The sequence below is a fragment of the Carnobacterium sp. FSL W8-0810 genome, from assembly GCF_038007125.1.
Taxonomy (GTDB): domain Bacteria; phylum Bacillota; class Bacilli; order Lactobacillales; family Carnobacteriaceae; genus Carnobacterium_B; species Carnobacterium_B inhibens.
On sequence record NZ_JBBOWO010000005.1, the window covers coordinates 24,762 to 47,181 of the forward strand.

General features: G+C 34.9%; 19 protein-coding genes. All 19 read right to left on the reverse strand.

The window, feature by feature from the left end:
• Nucleotides 1-49: 49 nt before the first annotated feature.
• Nucleotides 50-1,183 (reverse strand): DNA polymerase IV, encoded by a 1,134-nt coding sequence (gene dinB, locus NST49_RS12435; RefSeq protein WP_341049084.1) that lies wholly within the window; start codon nucleotides 1,181-1,183, stop codon nucleotides 50-52.
• 106 nt (nucleotides 1,184-1,289) lie between these two features.
• Nucleotides 1,290-2,201 (reverse strand): metal ABC transporter permease, encoded by a 912-nt coding sequence (locus tag NST49_RS12440; protein ID WP_023177236.1) that lies wholly within the window; start codon nucleotides 2,199-2,201, stop codon nucleotides 1,290-1,292.
• Nucleotides 2,202-2,203: 2 nt separating this feature from the next.
• Nucleotides 2,204-3,115: a metal ABC transporter permease gene (locus tag NST49_RS12445; RefSeq protein ID WP_023177234.1), complete on the reverse strand. Its 912-nt coding sequence runs from the start codon at nucleotides 3,113-3,115 to the stop codon at nucleotides 2,204-2,206.
• Nucleotides 3,116-3,886, reverse strand: coding sequence for a metal ABC transporter ATP-binding protein (locus tag NST49_RS12450; protein WP_023177232.1), 771 nt, complete (start codon nucleotides 3,884-3,886; stop codon nucleotides 3,116-3,118).
• Nucleotides 3,887-3,912: 26 nt separating this feature from the next.
• Nucleotides 3,913-4,845 (reverse strand): metal ABC transporter solute-binding protein, Zn/Mn family, encoded by a 933-nt coding sequence (locus NST49_RS12455; protein WP_034538479.1) that lies wholly within the window; start codon nucleotides 4,843-4,845, stop codon nucleotides 3,913-3,915.
• 20 nt (nucleotides 4,846-4,865) lie between these two features.
• Nucleotides 4,866-5,507, reverse strand: coding sequence for a metal-dependent transcriptional regulator (locus NST49_RS12460; RefSeq protein WP_023177229.1), 642 nt, complete (start codon nucleotides 5,505-5,507; stop codon nucleotides 4,866-4,868).
• A gap of 130 nt (nucleotides 5,508-5,637) precedes the next feature.
• On the reverse strand, nucleotides 5,638-8,265 hold the full coding sequence (gene adhE / locus NST49_RS12465; RefSeq protein ID WP_043945576.1) for a bifunctional acetaldehyde-CoA/alcohol dehydrogenase: 2,628 nt from the start codon (nucleotides 8,263-8,265) through the stop codon (nucleotides 5,638-5,640).
• A 247-nt stretch (nucleotides 8,266-8,512) separates the two neighbouring features.
• Complete coding sequence (locus NST49_RS12470; RefSeq protein ID WP_023177225.1) at nucleotides 8,513-8,794, reverse strand: post-transcriptional regulator; 282 nt, start codon at nucleotides 8,792-8,794, stop codon at nucleotides 8,513-8,515.
• Nucleotides 8,795-8,963: 169 nt separating this feature from the next.
• Complete coding sequence (gene yajC / locus NST49_RS12475) at nucleotides 8,964-9,305, reverse strand: preprotein translocase subunit YajC (protein ID WP_023177224.1); 342 nt, start codon at nucleotides 9,303-9,305, stop codon at nucleotides 8,964-8,966.
• Nucleotides 9,306-9,406: 101 nt separating this feature from the next.
• Nucleotides 9,407-10,552, reverse strand: a complete 1,146-nt coding sequence (gene tgt / locus NST49_RS12480; protein ID WP_023177222.1) for a tRNA guanosine(34) transglycosylase Tgt — start codon at nucleotides 10,550-10,552, stop codon at nucleotides 9,407-9,409.
• 69 nt (nucleotides 10,553-10,621) lie between these two features.
• Nucleotides 10,622-11,218, reverse strand: a complete 597-nt coding sequence (locus tag NST49_RS12485) for a TetR/AcrR family transcriptional regulator (protein WP_023177220.1) — start codon at nucleotides 11,216-11,218, stop codon at nucleotides 10,622-10,624.
• A 458-nt stretch (nucleotides 11,219-11,676) separates the two neighbouring features.
• The gene (gene queA / locus NST49_RS12490) at nucleotides 11,677-12,708 is read right to left on the reverse strand and encodes a tRNA preQ1(34) S-adenosylmethionine ribosyltransferase-isomerase QueA (protein WP_034538474.1); all 1,032 of its coding nucleotides are present in this window, start codon (nucleotides 12,706-12,708) and stop codon (nucleotides 11,677-11,679) included.
• A 10-nt stretch (nucleotides 12,709-12,718) separates the two neighbouring features.
• Nucleotides 12,719-13,732: a Holliday junction branch migration DNA helicase RuvB gene (ruvB, locus tag NST49_RS12495; protein WP_023177218.1), complete on the reverse strand. Its 1,014-nt coding sequence runs from the start codon at nucleotides 13,730-13,732 to the stop codon at nucleotides 12,719-12,721.
• Between the two features lie 33 nt (nucleotides 13,733-13,765).
• Nucleotides 13,766-14,380 carry a Holliday junction branch migration protein RuvA gene (gene ruvA, locus NST49_RS12500; RefSeq protein WP_023177217.1) on the reverse strand — a complete coding sequence of 205 codons (615 nt, stop codon included), beginning with the start codon at nucleotides 14,378-14,380 and terminating at the stop codon, nucleotides 13,766-13,768.
• Between the two features lie 188 nt (nucleotides 14,381-14,568).
• Nucleotides 14,569-15,006, reverse strand: coding sequence for a peptide-methionine (R)-S-oxide reductase MsrB (gene msrB, locus NST49_RS12505; RefSeq protein WP_023177215.1), 438 nt, complete (start codon nucleotides 15,004-15,006; stop codon nucleotides 14,569-14,571).
• An 80-nt stretch (nucleotides 15,007-15,086) separates the two neighbouring features.
• The gene (mutL, locus tag NST49_RS12510) at nucleotides 15,087-17,060 is read right to left on the reverse strand and encodes a DNA mismatch repair endonuclease MutL (protein ID WP_341049092.1); all 1,974 of its coding nucleotides are present in this window, start codon (nucleotides 17,058-17,060) and stop codon (nucleotides 15,087-15,089) included.
• Nucleotides 17,061-17,088: 28 nt separating this feature from the next.
• Nucleotides 17,089-19,686, reverse strand: a complete 2,598-nt coding sequence (gene mutS, locus NST49_RS12515) for a DNA mismatch repair protein MutS (RefSeq protein WP_341049093.1) — start codon at nucleotides 19,684-19,686, stop codon at nucleotides 17,089-17,091.
• A 44-nt stretch (nucleotides 19,687-19,730) separates the two neighbouring features.
• Complete coding sequence (locus tag NST49_RS12520) at nucleotides 19,731-20,537, reverse strand: TIGR00282 family metallophosphoesterase (protein WP_023177210.1); 807 nt, start codon at nucleotides 20,535-20,537, stop codon at nucleotides 19,731-19,733.
• A gap of 183 nt (nucleotides 20,538-20,720) precedes the next feature.
• Complete coding sequence (rny, locus tag NST49_RS12525) at nucleotides 20,721-22,280, reverse strand: ribonuclease Y (protein ID WP_023177208.1); 1,560 nt, start codon at nucleotides 22,278-22,280, stop codon at nucleotides 20,721-20,723.
• Between the last annotated feature and the right edge of the window lie 140 nt (nucleotides 22,281-22,420).

The following is a 22,420-nucleotide window of genomic DNA, read 5'->3' on the forward strand; positions in this document are numbered from 1 at the left end:
ATACCGTTGTCAAATTTTGATTGCAATTAGTCTTGTTGTATAACAAGTCTCAATAGTCAGTTTCTTTATCCCATAAAGGCAATACAATGTTTTCATAAGATAATGGATCTAAGTTTGTAATCGTAATCCCTAATAATCGTACTCCTCGACCGATTATTCCAATTTCATCCCAAATATTTTGAGCATGAAAAAATATTTCTTCTCCATCTCTTAGATAATTAGGTAAAGTGATTCGTTTAGTTGCTGTTTCAAAATTTGAATACCGGACTTTTAAAACAACTGTTTTCCCATGCTTTTGGTTTTTCTGAAGTGAGGCTTGTACTTTAGTTGCTATATGCCTTAATTCACTCACAACTTCTTGCTCTGTTATTAAATTTTTTCCATAGGTCAATTCTCTTCCAACGGACTTTCTTTCACGACTTATACGAACAGGTGAATTGTCAATTCCTCTCACTTTTCGATATAGAGAATACCCCATTCTTCCGAATCGTTGGATCAGTTCCATTTCATCTTTTTGAAATAAATCTTTTCCAGTATAGATTGATAACTCATGCATTTTTTCAACGGTCTTTTTTCCCACACCATAAAATTTTTCAATAGGCAATTCTTGTAAAAAATCTAATGCTTTTTCAGGTGGGATAACGGTTATCCCAGCGGGTTTATAATAATCAGAAGCTAATTTAGCAATAAATTTATTGTAGGATACTCCAGCAGAACTAGTCAAATGAACTTCTAGCCAAATATCTCTTTGAATTAGTTTAGCTATCTTAGTTGCACTGGCCAAATTCAGTTTATTTTCAGTTACATCTAGATAGGCTTCATCTAAAGAAAGAGGTTCAATGATATCTGTATATCTTTCAAATATAGCTCGAACTTCAGCTGAAATTTCCCTATACAAATCATAGTGTCCCGATATAAAATTTCCATGTGGACATAACTCAAATGCTTTTTGAGCACTCATAGCAGAATGGACGCCAAATTTACGTGCTTCATAATTTGCGGTGGCCACTACTCCCTTGCCTCCAGTTTCTTTGGGGTGCCGAGCAATAATAACTGGTTTTCCTTTTAAATCTGGATTCTCACGTTCTTCTACTGAGGCAAAAAAGGCATCCATATCAATGTGTATGATCTTCCTCGTCGTATCTCTTTTCGGTTCATCAAATCTTAATACACCAATATTCATCCTTTTCCACCTCCTTCAACTCTATTATAAGGGAACGTACATTCTTTATCAAGATTCCTTGATGGCGAAAAAAAAGACTCCCTCTAATGAGTTCGTCTTTAAAATGCTAATTTAATTGGTTTTCCAGGGCTTTTTTCAAACTTTTTTGCTGTTTCTTTCTACGTTGCAACATATGAATCAATCCTTTTTTAGGTGAGAATACAAAAACAACTAAAAAAGTCAATCCTGTTACAACTGCAATCATACCGGCTATTGATGCATCAAAATACATAGACAATTGAAAACCAATAATACTGTTCAGCGCACCCAAACCAGCACTGATTCCTAACATGTAACTTAAGCGATTAGTTAATAGGTAAGCTGAAACGGGCGGACCTACCATAAACGCTACCACCAATATCGAACCAACTGCCTCAAATGCTCCAACTGCTGTAACCGATACTAATGACATCAATGCATAGTGCAGCAAGACAGGAGAAAAACCTAGTGAGGCAGCAAGCATGGCATCAAATGAAGTCAATTTCAGTTCTTTGTAAAATAGACCAATAAAGAGTAAGAGAACAACTAAAATAATCGACATGGAATACATAGCTTGTGTACCGATATCGTGTCCGAATAAAATGACCCGATCAAAAGGCGCAAATGCTAATTCTCCTAATAATACTGAATCTGTATCTAAATGAACATCTCCAGCATAACGAGTAATTAAAATAATTGCGATGCTAAATAATAATGGAAAAATAATTCCGATAGAAGCATCTTTATCTAACAACTTTGTTTGATGAACTAATTCAGTCAGCCAGACTGTAAGAATACCTACCAAAGCAGCACCTAAAATTAATAGAGGCGAATTTAGATCTTGGGTAACAAAGAAAGCTAATACAATTCCCAATAAAATCGTATGTGTGATAGCATCTGTCATCATAGCCATTCCTCGAATCACAAGAAAGACCCCTGGTAAGGCACAAGCAACAGACACTAAAACGGCAATAAGTTGTATTTCAATAACTGGATTCATAATTACCTGCCTTTCTTCAATTGAGTTGCAAAATGATTCTTTTGCTGTTTATTTTTAATTAGTTTCCAAACGATTCCTCTATGTGGAGAGAACAAGATACTAATCAATACAATCAAACTGATAACCAATACAATCGTTGGTCCTGTAGGAATCTGTTGGCCCAATGAGCTGATAACTGTTCCAATTATTCCAGCCAAACAACCAAAAAATGCAGCTAAACCTACCATGATCGATAAATGATTAGTCCACTGTCTCGCCGCCACAGCAGGTCCGATCAAAAGAGAACTCATTAGAATAACACCTACTGATTGTAATCCTAATACGATAACAATCACTGTTAATGTTGCTAATAAACTATTCATCCAATAAACAGGTAATCCAATACTACTTGCAAATGATTGGTCAAATGCTAATAACTTAAATTCTTTCCAAAATATACTAACGATTAGCAATAATATAATTCCAGTAATAAACATAATTCGAACATCACGTACCAGCAAAGTGGATGATTGTCCAAAAATAAAACTTTCCAAACCAGCTTGGTTAGAATTAGGCTTCTTTTGAATAAAAGTCATTAGAACTAAACCAAAACCAAAGAAAACAGCTGTTGTCAGGGCCAATGCACTATCAAACTTAACTTTGGAATGTTTTACAATCACCGTAATCAACCATGTCGCTAGTAAACCGGAAATAAGTGCTCCAAGTAAAAGAATTTCCATTTGTTTACTAGACGTAAGAATAAATGCTAGACAAATTCCAGGCAACGCTGCATGACTAACGGCATCTCCTAATAGGCTTTGTTTTCTTAGCACAGCAAAACTACCAATTACACCACTTAATAAGCCTAATATACTAGAACCAAAAACAACTACTTGAAATGTATAATCAAAGAAAAGAGCACTTATTCCACTCATTTACTCTTCCTCCCAAGGTTTAGCTTGATTTTGACGATAAGTTTTAGCAATTAATTCCTTAGTAAAGGTTGTCTCGATTGGACCATTTCCAATCAACTCACGATTGATTAACACAACTTCATCAAAATATTCTGGAACGGTTTGAAGATCATGATGGACTACAACAATCGTTTTTCCTTCAGACTTTAATTCTTTCAATAATTGAATAATAATTTTTTCGGTTTGAGCATCAACACCTTGGAACGGTTCATCCATTAAGTAAATTTCTGCTTCTTGAACTAATGCTCGAGCTAAAAACACGCGTTGCCTTTGTCCACCAGATAATTGACTGATTTGTCTATCTTTGAAATCAGCCATACCTACTTTAGCCAGCATTTCATTTGCCAATGATTTATCCTTCTTTTTAGGTCTCTTAAACCAACCTATGTGACCATATCTTCCCATTACCACAACATCTAATACAGTGGTAGGAAAATCCCAATCCACACTTCCATTTTGCGGTACATATGCTACTAAATTTTTATTTTTTCTATAGTCCTCTTCTGTTGATTGATCAAAAGTGAATTCTACTTCTCCAGCAATGGGTTTGATCAAATTAATTAACGATTTAATCAGAGTAGATTTACCAGCGCCATTTGGTCCAACAACAGCGGTTAAGGTTCCTTTAGGGATACTAAAAGAAATATCCCACAAAACCGGTTGTGCTTCATAAGCTACAGTTAATTGGTTTAAACGTATGGCTGTAGCTTTTTCACTTATTTCGTTTTCCATAATTGATGCACTCCAGTCTTTTCAATTTATTTCAATGCGTCTACAATTGTATCCACATTAGATTTCACTGTTTTTATATACGTTTCTGTATTTGCTTCACTGTCTCCAAGAGAATCGGAATACAATTCTCCACCGATTTCAACTTCAAAACCCTTTGCTTTTGTAGCTGCTTGTAGAGACTCAATCGTTCTAGTTGGAACGGATGATTCAATAAAAATAGCTTTTATCTTGTTCTCAATAATATAATCAGCTAATTGACTGATATCTCCTGTACCGGCTTCAGCATTTGTATTTAATCCTTGAAGTCCGATGACATTTACTCCATAGCCTTCTCCAAAATAACTAAAAGCATCATGTGCTGTCACTAACATACGATCTTTTTCTGGGATTTCATTTACTCGATCAATAACATATTGATCCAACTCTTCTAGTTCAAGCAGATACAGCTCTAAATTTTCTTGGTAGCTTACTTCATTATCAGGATCTGCCAAAGTAAGTCCTTTGGCTACTTCAACAGCCGCTTTTTGCCACAACTCTACATCAAACCAAATATGCGGGTCCATCGATGTACTGCTATCTTCGCTATAAAGAATATCTTCTTCATCTAAACCATTTTCTAAAGAAATCACTATTTTTTCTTGATTTTCTAATCCTTGAAAAATTTCACCCATTTTTCCTTCTAAATGCAATCCATTATAAGCTACTACATCAGAAGATTGCATAAAAATAACATCTCTTGCACTTGCTTTATATAAATGTGGATCTACCCCGGCAGACATAAGGCCCGTCACTTGGACATGATCGCCACCAATTTCTTTCATTAAATCTGTTAGCATAGTAGTTGTGGTCACTACTTTTAATTTATCAGCGTCTTGACCTGCATTAAAATCATAACACCCTGTCAAAAAAATAAGTGCTGTAACGATTAATCCAAAAAGAGAGTACTTAACTTTTTTCATTTTTCTCCTACTTTCTATGCCTATTCAATAAAAATACTAGTTGCAGCTTTGTAACTTAGAGCTACTTGTTTCCCTTCTGCCTCGAGCGTTATTGGCCCTTCATAAGCACCGATATCTATTATTTTATACACATCACCTATAGCTAGCTCTAGTGAAGCTAAGTAATCTAGTAATTCTTTTTCATCTACTACTCTTTTTATTTTGATCACATCATACACTTGCTTATCCACTAAAGTTGGCAATACCTTTTCATTAATGACGCCAGTCTCAGTAGGTATCATTCCTCCATGAGGACAGACTTTGGGGAAATCAAGATATTTATCTAAACGCCTAGCTAGTTCAATGGAGGTTACATGCTCTAATACTTCAGCTTCTTCATGAACTTCATTCCATGCATAACCTAGATAATTTACTAAAAAAACTTCCCATAAACGATGTTTTCGTACCAAAGCACTTGCTTTTTGAAGACCAGCTTGCGTTAATTGGATGCCTTGGTAAGGAACGTGTTCAACGAATCCTTCTTTTAATAACTTCGTAACCATCTCACTTACCGAAGCAGCAGAAACCATAAGTCGTGTAACAAGTTGTTTGTTGCTTACTTTTTTATTGTTTCCACCAAGTTCATAAATCATTTTTAAATAATCTTCTTTATTTGGTGTCATAAAATACCCCTATCTTATTTTTTAGGCAAACCTAACTTCCAATAAAAGTATACCTTGATTTTTTTAATTTGCAAGCCTAAAATGCAAAAAAAGAAGCTAAGATAATCAACTTAGCTTCTTTTTTTGTATTTTATTTTAATTCTTCAAAAGCATCAATAATGATTTGTTTCAATTCACTGATTAAAGGTTGTTTTGGATTAGCCGTCGTACATTGATCTTGAAATGCTAACTCTGCCAATTCATCAACTGTATCATGTAACCATACAGTCGTTACTCCTTGACCTCTCAAACTCATTTCAATACCGACATCTTTACCTAATTTATTGATTTCTTGGACCAAAGATTCCACTAACTCTTCTGTAGTATTTCCCTTGAATCCCATAAAGCGAGCAATTTCCGCATAATCTTCATGTGCATGGAAATATTCATATTTTGGAAATAAAGCATGCTTTGCAGGATCTTTTGCATTGTAACGTATAACATGAGGCATCAAAATTGCATTAGTACGTCCGTGAGGAATATCATAGGCTGCCCCAATTTTATGAGCGATAGAATGATTGATCCCTAAAAATGCATTTGCAAATGCCATTCCAGCCATGGTTGAAGCATTATGCATTTTTTCTCGTGCTTCTTCTGTCGCATATTCGTAGGAATTACGCAAATTTTCAAACACTAGTTTGATTGCTTGAAGACTTAGCCCTTTGGTATAATCACTGGCCATTACAGAAACATAAGATTCGATAGCATGTGTCAACACATCCATCCCTGTATCAGCTGTAACAGATTTAGGAACACTCATTACAAATTGCGGATCTATAATCGCTACGTCTGGAGTTAGAGCATAGTCAGCTAACGGATACTTCACATGTGTTTCGCTATCCGTTATTACTGCAAAAGGTGTTACTTCTGAGCCTGTACCAGAAGTTGTCGGTATGCAGACAAACTGTGTCTTTGTTAAATCAGGAATTTTGTACGTTCTTTTTCGAATATCTAAAAACTTTTGCTTAGCTCCAAAGAAGATTGTTTCAGGTTTTTCATAAAACAACCACATTCCTTTTGCAGCATCCATTGCTGAGCCTCCGCCAATAGCAATGATTGTATCTGGTTGAAAATGGTTCATCGCTTCTGTTCCGGCTTTTACAGTATCAGTAGATGGATTGGGTTCCACATCTGAAAAAATTTCAATACTTACTTTATTTTTTCGTTGCATCAACATTTGCACTACTTTGTCAGCATAACCAAATTGCACCATTCCTGGATCACATACTAGAAAAACGCGTTCAATTCCTTCCATATCTTGTAGATAAGCAAGAGAATTTTTTTCAAAATAAACTTTTGATGGTAATTTAAACCATTGCATATTGTTTCTCCGTTTCGCTATTGTTTTAACATTCATTAAGTTAACTGCCGTAACATTTTTAGAGATTGAATTTTTTCCATAAGAACCGCAGCCTAATGTTAATGAAGGAATCATGTTATTGTATAAATCTCCAATTCCACCTTGAGCTGTTGGTGAATTCACTAATATACGACAAGCTTTCATTGCTTCGCCAAATTTTTCAGCAAGAGAATCATTTTGAGTATGGATAGCTGCTGAATGACCTAGTCCTCCTAATTCTAACATTTGTTGAGAAAGTTCAAAGGCATGGTCCGTTGTTTCAGCTTTCACCATTGCAAGTACTGGAGATAACTTTTCACGAGATAATGGGTAATCTTTACCTACTCCATTTAGTTCTACAACAATCAATTTGGTTTCTTTGGGTATGCTAACACCTGCTAATTCAGCAATCGTGTACGGAGCTTGTCCAACAATATCGGGATTAACTGCCACTTTTGCCTCATTCATCACGGATTTTTCAAATTTTTCTACTTCGTTTGGTTTTGCAAAATAAACTGAGTGTTTTTGGAATTCATTTTTTACTTCTTGATAGACTTCTTTGTCTACAATAATAGCTTGTTCTGAAGCACATATCATGCCATTATCAAATGTTTTCGAAGCAATGACATCATTAACTGCACGTTTGATTTTTGCAGATTTTTCAATATAACTTGGAACATTTCCTGGCCCAACTCCTAAAGCAGGTTTACCAGTTGAATAGGCTGCTTTCACCATGCCAGCTCCACCAGTTGCTAATACGATAGCAACACCTGGATGTTGCATTAAGCTATTTGTAGCTTCTAACGAAGGTTTTTCGATCCATTGAATACAATTTTCTGGTGCCCCTGCTTTTATAGCTGCCTCTTTCAAAACAGTAGCTGCAGCTACTGAACATTTTTGAGCACTAGGATGAAAAGAAAAAATAATAGGATTACGCGTTTTTAAAGAGATAAGTGCTTTAAACATTGTTGTTGAAGTAGGGTTAGTAACAGGAGTTACCCCACAGACTACTCCGACTGGTGTGGCTACTTCTATGAGCTCGGTTTGGCTGTCTTTACTAATGATTCCAACTGTTTTATTATCTTTTATTGAATTCCAGATTGATTCTGTTGCAAACATATTTTTAATACATTTATCTTCATAGATCCCTCTGCCTGTTTCTTCAACAGCCATTTTTGCTAAAGGCATGTGTTCATTTAAACCAGCCATTGCCATTTCGTGAACAATAAAATCTACTTTTTCTTGATCAAATGTTTCTAAAACCGCTAACGCTTTTCGACCTTGATCTACTAATTGATCAATATCCATTGCTACACTATCTGAGTTATTTAACTCACTTTTTTTATTTACTTTCGTTTTTTCTTTCGTATTAGCTTCCATCATTTTAAAACCTCCATGTATTGTTATCAATTTCACAATAATCATACTTTATTTCTTTTTATTTGTAAAGAAAATATTGGGATTTCTTTTTTCAATGAAAGAAATCCCTTTTAAAGCATCTATTTCAAAGCGTTTATCACAAAATATAATTATTATATATCCAACAAAATACATAAATCTATTAAATTAAAACATTCACAAATATATACGAATAAAAAGGAAATCAGCAAAAACATCCTGATTTCCTTTAAAATAAATCTTCTAAATCCATCTCATCAAGTGAAGTAACTTTGTAAACTTGAGCTTCTACAGCAGCATAATCTAAATAATGATTAGGAGTAATTTTCATGATATCATTGATTTGTTGATAGTAATGGGTTGGAATCTTTTTTTTCCAACAGAAGCTTGCAATATAATTCCATAAATCTTCTTCACTTATTTGATGATATCCTAATTGATTAAATTCCCGGATCTTTAACTTTAACCACGGCTCGTACTTTGTAGAGTAAGTAAAGAATTCATTGATCAATAGCATACACTCCTTTTTTAAACCATCTGTTCTTATTTTTTATGTATTCTCACTGTTAGACTTTAAATTAAAGTACCATATTTTTTTTTTAAATACAACTTTTGCATTAAAAAAGAGTGCCGTCAGTTTTTCCTGACAACACCCTTTCAACTTACTTTAGTGCTAAAGATTAAAGCTCTTCATCATTAGTTTCTTCTAATGTGTTTTGTGGTGTATTTGTACCAAGATCTTCTACTGAAGTAGTCGCTTCACTACTTGATACACGAGCAATAGCTTTCTTTTCGAATGTTAAGAATATACCATCACAGTCAAGAACTACAGTGTTATTCGTTGTATTTACTTCATCAATAACTCCATGTAATCCGCCTATTGTAACAGCTGAGTCACCTTTTTTCATAGCACTTAGCATATTTTGTGTTTTTGTAGCAGCTTTTTTTTGCGGACGAATCATCAAAAAATACATCAAACCCATAATCGCAATAAAAGGTACAAAATTAAGAATTAATTCCATTTTTTTCCCACTCCATTCTTCATTTCAACAACTTAACATACTATACTTTACCAAACATCTAGTCTTTTTACTATCACTTAACTAAGTTTCTTATAAAACCTTTAGAAATTTCTAGCGTTTGGTTTATTATAACCATATTCTTCAAAAAAGCTTTCTCTATATTCCAGTAGATTATCATCCATAATTGCTTGTCTAACGTCTTTCATTACATTTAATAAGAAATACAGATTGTGGTAACTAGTCAAACGTAATCCGAATGTTTCATCTGCTTTGATCAAATGACGAATATAAGCTCTTGTATAATTACGACAAGTATAGCAATCACATTTATCATCCAAAGGCCCAAAATCGCGTTCATATTGTGCATTTTTGATAACCACTCGACCTTTACTGGTCATACATGTCCCATTACGAGCAATACGAGTTGGCAACACGCAATCAAACATATCGACTCCCCTCATAACACCATCGATCAATGAATCGGCAGTTCCTACACCCATCAAGTAACGAGGTTTATCTTCAGGAATAAAAGGAGTAGTGTATTCTAATACTTTATTCATACTTTCTTTTGGTTCCCCAACAGAAAGTCCTCCTATTGAATATCCAGGAAAATCCATGGATACTAAGTCACGAGCACTCTGTTGACGAAGTTCTTTAAACCCAGCACCTTGGATAATACCAAATAAGCCTTGACTGTCTGGTTTTGCATGAGCTTTTAATCCTCGTTCAGCCCAACGACTTGTTCGTTCAACAGATTTTTTTACGTAATCAAAACTTTCGTCAAAAGGCGGACACTCATCAAAACTCATCATAATATCTGGTCCTAATTTATTTTGAATATTGATCGCTTTTTCAGGTGACAAAAACATTTTAGAACCATTTAAATGATTTCTAAAGTGAACACCTTCTTCTTCAATTCTTCGCAGATCACTTAATGAAAATACTTGGAATCCGCCTGAATCGGTCAAAATACCTTTGTCCCAATTCATAAACTTATGCAGTCCACCGGCTTCTTCTACGATATCTTCACCTGGGCGTAACCATAAATGATACGTATTGCTTAAAATAATGCTGGCTCCCATTGACTCTAGTTCTTCAGGTGCAAGACTTTTAACACTTGCTAGTGTTCCAACTGGCATAAACATTGGTGTTGGAAATGTTCCGTGCGGTGTAATAATTTCTCCAAGTCTTGCTCCTGTATGTTTTTCTTTTTTTATTAATCGGTATTTAATTGCTGGCTCTGGCATGTTTCTATTCCTACTTTCATTTTTCTGAAAAATTTTAGTTATTTATCTGTTAAACATTAGAAGTACGATCTATCTTAATGTTTTTAAGATCAACTCAATGACGTCATCTAAGTGGACGGTCATTTCTTGTTCATCATCAGAATATTCTTGTCTAGCTTTATCAACTAACAGACTCATAATGGCACTATTGAAAATATAAATTACCGTTTCATATTGTTGATTCGTTAATAAATGTTCATGTGAAAATTCTTTTAATTTAATGCATAATAATTGTTGAATATATTCTTGCTTATAATTAAAGATTGTTTTTGTTTGTTCATTTCCCACTTCTTTAATGGCACCAATGACGATTTGCCTATGTTTATCAAATATATCCGCAATAAAACGTCCTGATTGTTTCATTAAATCAGTTGTATCCTTAAAACTTTGACAAAAAAACTCATCTACTTCTTTAGTAATTTGCTTAGTATGTTGCTTAAATGCTGTATCTAACAAAACTTGTTTCGATTGAAAATTTTTAAATATAGTGGTTTCATTAACTCCAGCTTTTTGTGCAATCATTTTTGTAGTGGTACTTTTGTATCCTACATGTGAAACTAAATCTAATGCTGCATCAATAATACGTTGCTGAGTATTTGTTAATGCTTCTGCGTTTACATTTACCAATTGACCTTGACCTCCAAATTCAACATACTTTTTAAATCAAGTATGTACTCACTCAATATACTAGTCTATCACATTAGTTTTAGAAAATAAACAATTTTTAAACTTCGAGCCACTTGATTGGTAACCGCTTTCTATTTGTGGTATATTATAAATAGATAGAGAGATGAACATATGAGTGGATCAATTAAATTTCTTTAGTGTTTAGAAGTACAAGAAACAATTAGAATCAACATTCCGTTTTGAGTTACCAGATTCACTGTCCCATACAATTGAATAGAGTTATACCATTTAGTAAGATGTATACCCTAAAAAAGCTAGGCAGTTAAACAAAGTAGTATAGAAACTGTATGTCGTTTTGAAAAGAAGTTCAGTTTAACCAATTACGGGTTCACTCATATCCTCTCTAAAAACCAATAGAAGTTGGCATAAAAGCCGACTTCTATTTTTTTAGTTTTTATTTATTTGACAAACATGGCATCTCCAAAGCTAAAGAATCGATATCTTTCATCCACGGCATGCTGATAAGCTGCTAAAACATTTTCTCTTCCTGCAAAAGCGCTGACTAACATCACCAATGTTGATTTTGGCAAATGAAAATTAGTTGAAAAAGCATCGACAACTTTAAATGTATAACCTGGAGAAATGAAAATATCTGTCCAGCCACTATCGGCTTTTAATTCACCATTAAATTTTGTACCGATTGTTTCTAAAGTACGAATAGAGGTTGTTCCTACAGCAACAATTCTGCCGCCATTTTTTCGAACAGTCGTTAATTCTGCGGCAGATTCTTCTGTTAAACGATAAAATTCTGAATGCATTTCATGATCTTCAATCGAATCAACACTAACGGGTCTGAAAGTACCCAAGCCTACATGCAATGTCAAAAAGACGAGCTGTACGCCCTTTGCTTTAATCTGTTCTAATAGTTCTTGCGTGAAGTGTAGCCCTGCTGTTGGGGCTGCTGCAGAACCATTTTCTTTTGCATAGACAGTTTGGTAGCGCTCGCTATCTTCCAATCTTTCTTTGATATAAGGAGGAAGCGGCATTTCGCCTAAAGATTCTAAAACTTCTAAGAAGATACCATCGTAAGAAAAGTCAATGATTCTTCCTCCATGGTTTAGTTCTTCTATTACAGTCGCAGTCAGTCTTCCATCTCCAAAAGAAATGACATCACCTACTCTAGCTTTCTTAGCTGGTTTAACAAGCGTTTCCCATTGATCTTTTTCTGTGTTTTTTAATAATAATATTTCAAGATGTGCGCCTGTTGCTGGTTTTATTCCATATAACCGTGCAGGCAATACACGTGTATCATTCATTACTAATGCATCACCTTCATGCAATTCATCAAGAATATCGGTGAAGTGCTTGTCTTCTACTTTACCGGTTTCTTTGTCCAAAATTAATAATTTTGAACTTGAACGGTTTTCTAAAGGTGTTTGAGCAATCAATTCTTCTGGTAAATCAAAATCAAAATCTTTCGTTGTTAACATATTCATACTCCTAATCTGTATAAGTAATAGGGTAACCTAAATGAGTATAGCCCAAATGAGTTACGATTCTTCCACGAGGGGTCCGTTGAAGGAAGCCAGCTTGCAGCAAATAAGGCTCAACCATATCTTCAATTGTTTCAATTTCTTCGCCAATGTTAGCTGCAATCGTAGACAATCCGACCGGACCACCATGATAATTTTCAATCATCGTTTTTAATAATTTTTGATCAACAAAATCTAACCCTTCTTTGTCGATCCGCAACATAGCTAATGCCTCATCTGCTATTTCTTTTTTGATCACGCCATTAGATTGTACTTGTGCATAGTCTCTTACACGTTTTAATAAGCGATTGGCTACACGAGGAGTTCCTCTTGAACGCCTAGCAATTTCGACTGCACCTGATTCGATTATTTCAGTATTAAAGATATCAGCAGAACGCAAAACAATATCGCTCAACTCTTCTACTGTATAATATTCCATGTGTGACACGATACCAAAACGGTCACGCAATGGTGCAGATAAAAGCCCTGCTCTTGTAGTTGCACCCACAAGGGTAAATGGCGGCAAAGGAAAATGAACCGGATGCGCTGTTGGCCCTTGTCCTACAATGATATCTACAAAATAATCTTCCATAGCCGAATACAACATCTCTTCAACTAGCCTTGGCATCCGGTGGATCTCATCAATAAAAAGGACATCTCCAGCTTCTAATTCATTCAAAAGAGCGACTAGATCTCCTGCTTTCTCGATTGCAGGTCCACTAGTCGTTCGTATAGCTACATCCATTTCATTTGAAATGACCATTGCCATAGTTGTTTTCCCTAGCCCAGGAGGACCATAAAGTAAAACGTGATCTAACGCTTCTTCACGATTTTTCGCTGCTTCTATATAAATAGATAATTCTCTTTTTACTTTTTCTTGGCCAATATATTCTTCTAGATAATGTGGCCGTAATGATTTTTCTAACGAAATTTCTTCTGTCGTACTGCTATCGCCTGAAATGATTCGTTCTTCTGGATTCAATTTTTTTCACCACTTTTCTCATTTGCTTATCGCTTATTTCTTCATCAATAGTCGTAAAGCTTCTCGTAAATAAGCATCTGTCGATTCTTTATTTAATTTGCGAATTTGTGGTTCAATTTTTTTGATTTCTTTCGCACTGTATCCTAATGCCTCTAACGCTTCAACGGCTTCAGTAACATGGTTATAATTAGTTGTCAAAACTAATTCCTGCTGATAGTCAGCCGTATTTTCTGCTTGAGTAAGGGTCAAATCAGCTAACTTACCTTTTAAATCTAATACAATTTGTGAAGCAGTCTTTTTTCCTACTCCAGGAAATTTAGTTAAATACGCTGCATCTTCATTTTCAATTGCTTGTACTAGACCTTGGTGATCATCATTTGCTAAAATAGCTAATCCACTTTTTGGACCTATTCCTGAAACACTAAGCAATTTTAAATACAATTGTTTTTCAGTATAATCCTTGAAACCATATAAAGTAATAGCATCTTCTCGAACTGCTTGATGAACATAAATTGTTGCTTCCTCGTTTAATTTACTTGAGAAACGAAACGGGTTAGCAATAAATAGTTGGTATCCTATTCCATTCGTTTCAAGGACAATATAAGCAGGGTTAACAAACGTTATAGTACCTTTAATGTATTCATACATATTATTTCTCCATTCACTCATTCTATCATTTTTCTAGATGTAAAAAGGCACACCTGTTCGCTATTTATTTTACCACATTTGCTTCCATAAAAGGAGCTGCTGCCAAAAAAAGCCTTTGTAAAAAAACATAAGCACCCTCTAAACTGTTGAAACAGTCAGAGAGTGCTTCTTAAATTTTACAGAATTGATTAAGCAAATAATTTACGGTAACTGCTGTATCCTTCTTCATCTAACTTATCAACAGGTACAAATCTTAAAGCTGCTGAATTGATACAGTAACGTAATCCGCCTTTGTCTTGAGGACCATCTGTAAAAATATGGCCTAGGTGAGAGTTTGCTTCTGAACTTCTTACTTCAGTACGACGCATGCCAAATTTTGTATCCATTTTTTCAATAACTTCTTTTTCTTCTATCGGTTTTGTGAAAGATGGCCAACCGCATCCAGCATCGTATTTATCATTTGAAGAAAATAACGGTTTTCCACTTACAACGTCTACAAAAATACCATCTTCATAAAAATCATCATACTCTCCAGTAAATGGACGTTCAGTAGCTTCATTTTGAGTTACTTCAAATTGAATATCTGTAAGTTTATCTTTCAATTCATTTTTATCATAGCTATTCATGAAAATCCTCCTTTTTGTTTCTATTTTTATTTTACACTTTTTAGGGACTTGCTACAATTTATTGAATTTGATTAAGTGATTCAATGAGGATCTTGAATCCGTTTGAACATTTTTTCCATATCTTTATTGGTAAAATGGATCAACACTGGTCTTCCGTGTGGGCAATTATAAGGATTTTCAGTTACCTTTAAATCTCTCAGCAAAGCTCTAGCTTCAGCATCACTTAAATAATGATTAGCTTTAATTGAACCTTTACAACTCATCATTATAGCTGTTGCTTCTCTAAATTTAGCAACACTTATGCTTCCTTGTTCCAAAAGTAAATCAATCAATTCCTTTACGATTGATTCTTCTTCACCATGATTAAACCATACAGGATGACTTCTCAATAAAAAACTATTTTGACCAAAAGGTTCTAAAAAGATACCAATTGTTTTTAAAGCTTCAATATTCTCTTTGATCTTTATTGCATCACTGTTTGGATAGTCCAACATAATAGGCACTAATAAATCTTGTAAATCATTGCTGACTTCGCCAATTTTTTTTCTGAAATATTCGTATTTGATTCTTTCTTGAGCAGCATGTTGATCTAAAATATACAGTCCTTTTTCATTTTGTGCAAATAAATAAGTTCCGTGCATTTGACCAACATATTCAAGTGTAGGGAATTGATTAAGAGAATCAGCCGTTTGTATTTTTTTCTCCATTAATTTTTCAGCTGTTTTTAAAGGAGATTCTTGATGGAAATCCATCAATTCACTTACTATTTCTGTAGATGATTCATTGTTTTTATTTTCTTCTGGTATTTCATTCAAAATTGGATCGTAATCTTTCTCATTTAGAGAGAATTGACCAGTTTCAGTATCTTGGTCTCTTTCTTCTTCAAATGGTCCAGCTTGCTGTTCTGAAAAATAAGAAGATAATGATTGTTTTTGTTCATACACTTGTTTTTCATTATTTCTGCTTAGTCTTTCTTGACTAAACTCAAAAGCTATTTGTTCATTCTTTTCTACTGGAACATTGTTTTTATTTTTAAAAGACAAGTTTCCTATAGCATCTGGAATCAACTGTTCTTTGCTTAAAGTCTCATAAATAGCTGATTCAATCAGCTTCATTAACTCATTTTCTTTACTGATACGAACTTCTTGTTTGGTAGGATGGACATTTACATCCACTAATAAAGGATCCATTTCAATTTCAATAGCTACAATTGGGTAACGTCCAACCATTAGTTTCGAACGATAACCCGAGATAATAGCTTTATTTAATAAATAATTTTTAATATATCGTCCATTAATGATAATAGACATATAGTTCCGACTGGCTCTTGTAAGTTCTGGTAAAGAAACGTATCCCGACAGTCTAAAATCCAAATCTTCTTTTTTTATTTCTCTCATTTTCTTAGCTGTAGCTACTCCATATATGCCTGCCAATGTTTGTTTTAGATCTCCATTGCCAGCTGTCCTTAACAATTGATTTCCATCATGGACTAAACGAAAAGCAATATTTGGATGACTGATAGCCAAGCGATTCACGATATCTGTTACATTAGATAATTCGGTTTGCAAACTTTTTACATACTTTAACCGTGCAGGTGTATTGAAAAAAAGGTTCTCAACAGTGATTTTACTTCCTTTTCTTGCTTCGTTTGATCTTTCCTCAATAATTTTTCCACCTTTTAAAGAAAGATATGTTCCTCGTTCTATACCCGTCGATGTTTCCAATGTCACTTCTGAAACTGAAGCGATACTTGGCAAAGCTTCTCCACGAAAACCTAACGTTCTAATCCGAAAAAGATCATCTCTTGAGTAAATTTTACTAGTGGCATGCCGCTTAAATGCATTTTCAACTTCTTCTGGTTCAATACCTATTCCATTATCGATAACTTGTATTTTTTTTAATCCAGCTTCTTCAATAAGAATGTCAATTTGGCTACTACCTGCATCCATTGCATTTTCAACAAGTTCTTTTACTACCGAAGCAGGTCGTTCAATTACTTCACCAGCGGCAATTTGATTAGCCAACACATCTGAAAGTTCTTGTATTTTTGCCATCTCCAACATTCCTTTCCACTAACTAAAATCAATTCAATTTTTGTTGCCATTCACTAATACAATTTAAGGCTTCCAAAGGAGTCATTGTAAGTAAATTTGTTTTTCTAACCGCTCTAACAATTTCAGCCTCAGACCCCTCAAGCATGCCAAATAAAGACAGTTGTCCATCATCTGTAAGTTCTTTTGTATTTTCTAATGTAGGTATCTCAGAAGTTACTGAATGATTCATAACTACTGCTTCTTTTTGTTCCAATTGTTCTAAAATGACTGTTGCACGTGAAAGCAATGCATCAGGCAGCCCTGCAAGTTTAGCTACTTGGATACCATAACTTTTATCTGCTGGCCCAGGAAGCATCTTGTGTAAGAAGACCAATTCTCCTTCTTCTTCAACTGCTCCAACATGGATATTTTTTAATCCTGACAACCGCTCATCTAAAACTGTTAACTCATGATAATGAGTTGAGAATAACGTTTTAGCATGGACTTCTTCATGAATATATTCAATGATGGCTTCAGCTAAAGCCATACCATCATAAGTTGCTGTCCCACGACCAATTTCATCAAATAAAATCAAGCTATTTTTAGAAGCATATCGCAACGCCTCATTGGCTTCCATCATTTCGACCATAAATGTACTTTGCCCTGCAATTAAATCATCTGCTGCACCAATACGTGTGAATATTTGATCGAATATAGGCATTGTTGCTTTGTCTGCAGGTACGAAGCATCCCATTTGTGCCATGATTACTGTCAAAGCTAATTGCCTCATATAGGTACTCTTACCTGACATATTTGGTCCAGTGATGAGTAAAATCTCATTATCTTGAGTCATTTCGACACTGTTAGGTACATAGGTCTGTTGTCCCAATACTTTTTCTACAACTGGATGGCGGCCTTCTATCAAATGGATTTCTTGGCTATTCGCTACCATTAAAGGACGAGTATAATGATATTTTTCGCTTACTGTTGCAAAACTTTGTAAAACATCAATAGCTGCTACTGTTTTTGCCAACTTTTGCAGTCTTTCAATGTACTGTTTGATTGTTTCTCTCACTTCAGTAAATAAGTTGTATTCTAATGTCATTGATTTTTCTTCAGCTTCTAAAATCAGCGTTTCTTTTTCTTTTAATGCAGGAGTTATAAATCGTTCTGCATTAGCTAATGTTTGTTTCCGCTCGTACCGGCCTTCTGGCAAAATAGCAAGATTCGCTTTAGTGATTTCAATATAATAGCCAAAAATACGGTTGTACCCAATTTTCAGATTTTTGATCCCAGTAGCTGCTTTTTCTTCAGCTTCCAACTGTGTGATCCACTTTTTCCCATTTCGCATGGCATCACGGTAAGTATCCAATTGTTCATTGAAGCCATCTTTAATAATCCCACCTTCCTTTATGGAAAGAGGAGTATCATCATGAATGGCTTGGTCGATCAATTCTACTACTTCAGGAACTTGGTCTAATTCAGTAAGGAGTTGATCCCACTCACCCTTATTCATTAATTGAATAATGTCAATTAGTTGTGGAATTTGAAGCAAAGAGGTTTTCAACTGAATCAGGTCTCGACCATTAACATTGCCAAAAGCTACTCTTCCAGCTAACCTTTCTAAATCATACACTCTCGTCAATGCTTCATTTAAGTCTGTTCGTTCAAAGAAATGATTAATTAAACTCTCAACTATATTTTGTCTTATTATAATGGCTTGTTCTTTGATCAACGGTTTATCGATCCATTGCTTTAACAGTCTTCCACCCATGGCAGTTTTGGTTTCATCCAATAGCCACAATAACGTTCCTTTTTTCTGTCCCGTACGAATTGAAGAAACCAATTCCAAATTATGTTTAGAATAATGGTCCATTTTTAAATAATTAGTAGGCAAGTATACTTCTACTTTCTGTAAATGCCCCAGATTTCTTTTTTGAGTAACATATAAATAAGATAATAATAATTTTACAACACCAATCAAATCTTTATTGCCGATATCATCCGTTAAGTAAGAAAATTCTGCACTTTCAATACTATCATTTTGTGTTGAAACCATTATACCTAATGTTGTTTTTAATTTTTCTTGAATTTCTAAGTCCATCGCTTCTTTGAAGACAACTTCTTTTGTTTTCAAGCTCATTAATTCATTCATCACTTCTTCTAATGAAGTTAATTCTGTTGTTTTCAGTTCTCCAGTACTTAGATCAACATAGGCTAAATGAAATTGATTGGTCGGTGTAGTCATTAAAGCAGCTAAGTAATTATTTGTCTTAGCATCGATTGATTTACTGTCCATAGCTGTTCCGGGTGTAATCAGCTGAACAACTTCTCTTTTGACCATACCTACTGCTTTTTTCGGATCCTCTACTTGCTCACAGATAGCTACTTTATATCCTTTTTCAATCAATGTATCGATATATCCTTTAGCGGCATGATAAGGTACGCCACACATTGGGATAGGCTCATCTGCATTACGATTTCGACTAGTTAATGTTACTTCTAAAAGCTGAGATGCTTTGATTGCATCATCATTAAATAATTCATAAAAATCTCCCAAGCGATAAAACAAAAAAGCATCTGGGTAATTTGCCTTTATTCCTAGATACTGTTCCATCATAGGCGTTTGTTTTGTTTTTTGTGGCACTTTTCCCGCCTCCTTGTGATTAATCTGTCGTTCACTAGTGATATTTATTCAAAACCGCCATTGAACGGTCGGTCATCATTGATGACAATATTTTCAATAGTTTTAGCTTCCCCTGTATTATCATCGATATCAATAAAACAACCTGAAAGAATCTTACGTCCTTCTTTTGGTACTTCAAAACGTGTCGGCATTTGCGTTAAGAATTTTCTTAAAACTGCATCACGATCCATGCCTAACGCACCATCATAAGGACCAGTCATTCCAGCGTCTGTTAAATAAGCTGTTCCATTTGGCAATATGCGTGCGTCGTTTGTTTGCACATGAGTGTGTGTGCCTACTACTGCTGATACTCTACCATCTAAATACCATCCCATTGATTGTTTTTCACTGGTTGTTTCGGCGTGAAAATCTACAAAGATTAACGGTGTTCGTTTTAACGCTTCTTCTACTAGTTCATCTGCTTTTCTAAAAGGATCATCGACATCCGTCATGAAAACACGTCCATGTAAATTGATGACAGCTAATTCAAGCTGATTGACTTTTATATATGAAATACCTTTGCCTGGTGTTCCTTCAGGGTAGTTAGCGGGACGAATCATTTTTTTTGCATCATCAATAAATTCAAATATATCACGATTGTCCCATGTATGGTTTCCCATTGTGACAATATCTACACCATCTTGTAAAAAGCCTTTATAAATTTTCTCTGTAATACCACGCCCTGCTGCTGCATTTTCTCCATTTAAGATAGTGACTTGCGGTTTATACATCTTTTTCAATTTCGGTAAGTAATCATGAACCATTTCGCGACCCATCGAACCTACAACATCTCCAATAAATAATAATTTCATTCAATTATTCCTCTTCTCTTTATCATCTTTTATATTTTAACAATAAACGACCTGAAATAAAAGCTGGCCTTTTCATTTTATTTACCCACTCACTTGTTTAACGTCAATTTTTAGTGGCTTGCAACAGAAAAACCGATACAAGTCAGATTTATCATCGACTCATATCGGCTACTACACTACTATTTATTTAGCGTATTCTATTGTTCTTGTTTCGCGAATAACCGTGATTTTAATATGTCCTGGATAATCCAGTTCGCTTTCAATACGGTTTCTAACGTCACGAGCTAGTTTACTTGCTTCTAGATCATCAAGTTTTTCAGGTTTGACCATAATGCGAATTTCACGACCAGCTTGTATTGCAAAACTTTGTTCCACTCCCTCGAAATCATTAGAAATACTTTCTAATTTTTCAAGTCGGTGAATATAATTTTCAAGCGATTCGCTTCTTGCACCTGGACGAGCCGCAGATATTGCGTCAGCTGAAGCAACTAAAACAGAAATGACAGATGTCGCTTCAACATCACCATGATGTGAGGCAATTGCATTAACGACTGTTTCATTCTCTTTATACTTCATCCCAATTTCTGCACCGATTTCAACATGTGATCCTTCAACTTCATGATCTAGTGCTTTACCAATATCGTGAAGTAGACCTGCTCGCTTAGCTAATGTAACGTCTTCTCCTAGTTCGGCAGCCATCACACCAGCTAATTTAGCCACTTCAATAGAGTGACTTAAAACATTTTGACCATAACTTGTTCTAAATTTCAGACGTCCTAAAATTTTGATCAAATCTGGGTGTAAGGAATGTACTCCTACATCAAAAGTAGCTTGTTCTCCAATTTCTCTGATTCTTTCATCCATTTCCTTACGTGATTTTTCTACCATCTCTTCAATACGAGCTGGATGAATCCGTCCATCTTGGATCAATTTTTCAAGAGTCATTCGAGCAATTTCACGGCGTATTGGATCGAAGCCACTAAGTACTACTGCTTCTGGTGTATCATCTATAATTAGATCCATACCAGTCAGGGTCTCTAGTGCTCTGATGTTGCGTCCTTCACGACCAATAATACGACCTTTCATTTCATCGTTAGGCAATGTTACAACGGATACTGTCGTTTCTGAAACTTGATCAGCTGCAGAACGTTGAATGGCTAACGCAATTAAATTCTTAGCTTTCCGATCTGCTTCTTCTTTTGCTTTTTGTTCAGAATCTTTTACCATTACAGCTAATTCATGAGACAATTCATTTTCTGTTTCTTTTAAAATTAATTGTCTTGCTTCTTCGCGTGATAAAGCCGCAACTCGTTCCAATTCATTTTCTTGTTGTTCAACCAACTCAATGGCTTTCTTCTCTAAATCGTTAACATGTAGTTGTCTAGAACTTAATTTCTCTTCATTCGCCTCGAGTGTGTGTTCACGCTTTTCTAAGCTGTCGTTTTTGCGATCAATATTATCTTCGCGTTGCAACAAACGATTTTCTTGTCTTAGAACTTCATTTCTTCTCTCTTTCAGCTCTGCTTCAATTTCAGTTCGATATTTGTGGCTTTCATCCTTCGCTTCTAACATCGCTTCCTTTTTCATGGTTTCTGCTTCTCTTTTTGCTTCTTCCAATATTCCAGTTGCAGTGTTTCTAGCACCAGCTAGCTCTTTTTCATGGGTTGCTTTGCGGACGAGATATCCAACAAAAAGACCGACAACTAAAGTAACGATAGCGAAGGCAACACTTGTAAAATCCATTCTTCCACCTCCGTATCATTTATTTAATTTGTCATTTATTATTTATCCATTATTTGGTAGAACATGAATAGTTTTATACCAATAAAACCTACCCTATATCTAATTATAAATTAATAGATAACTTAATTTTAATTGTAGTG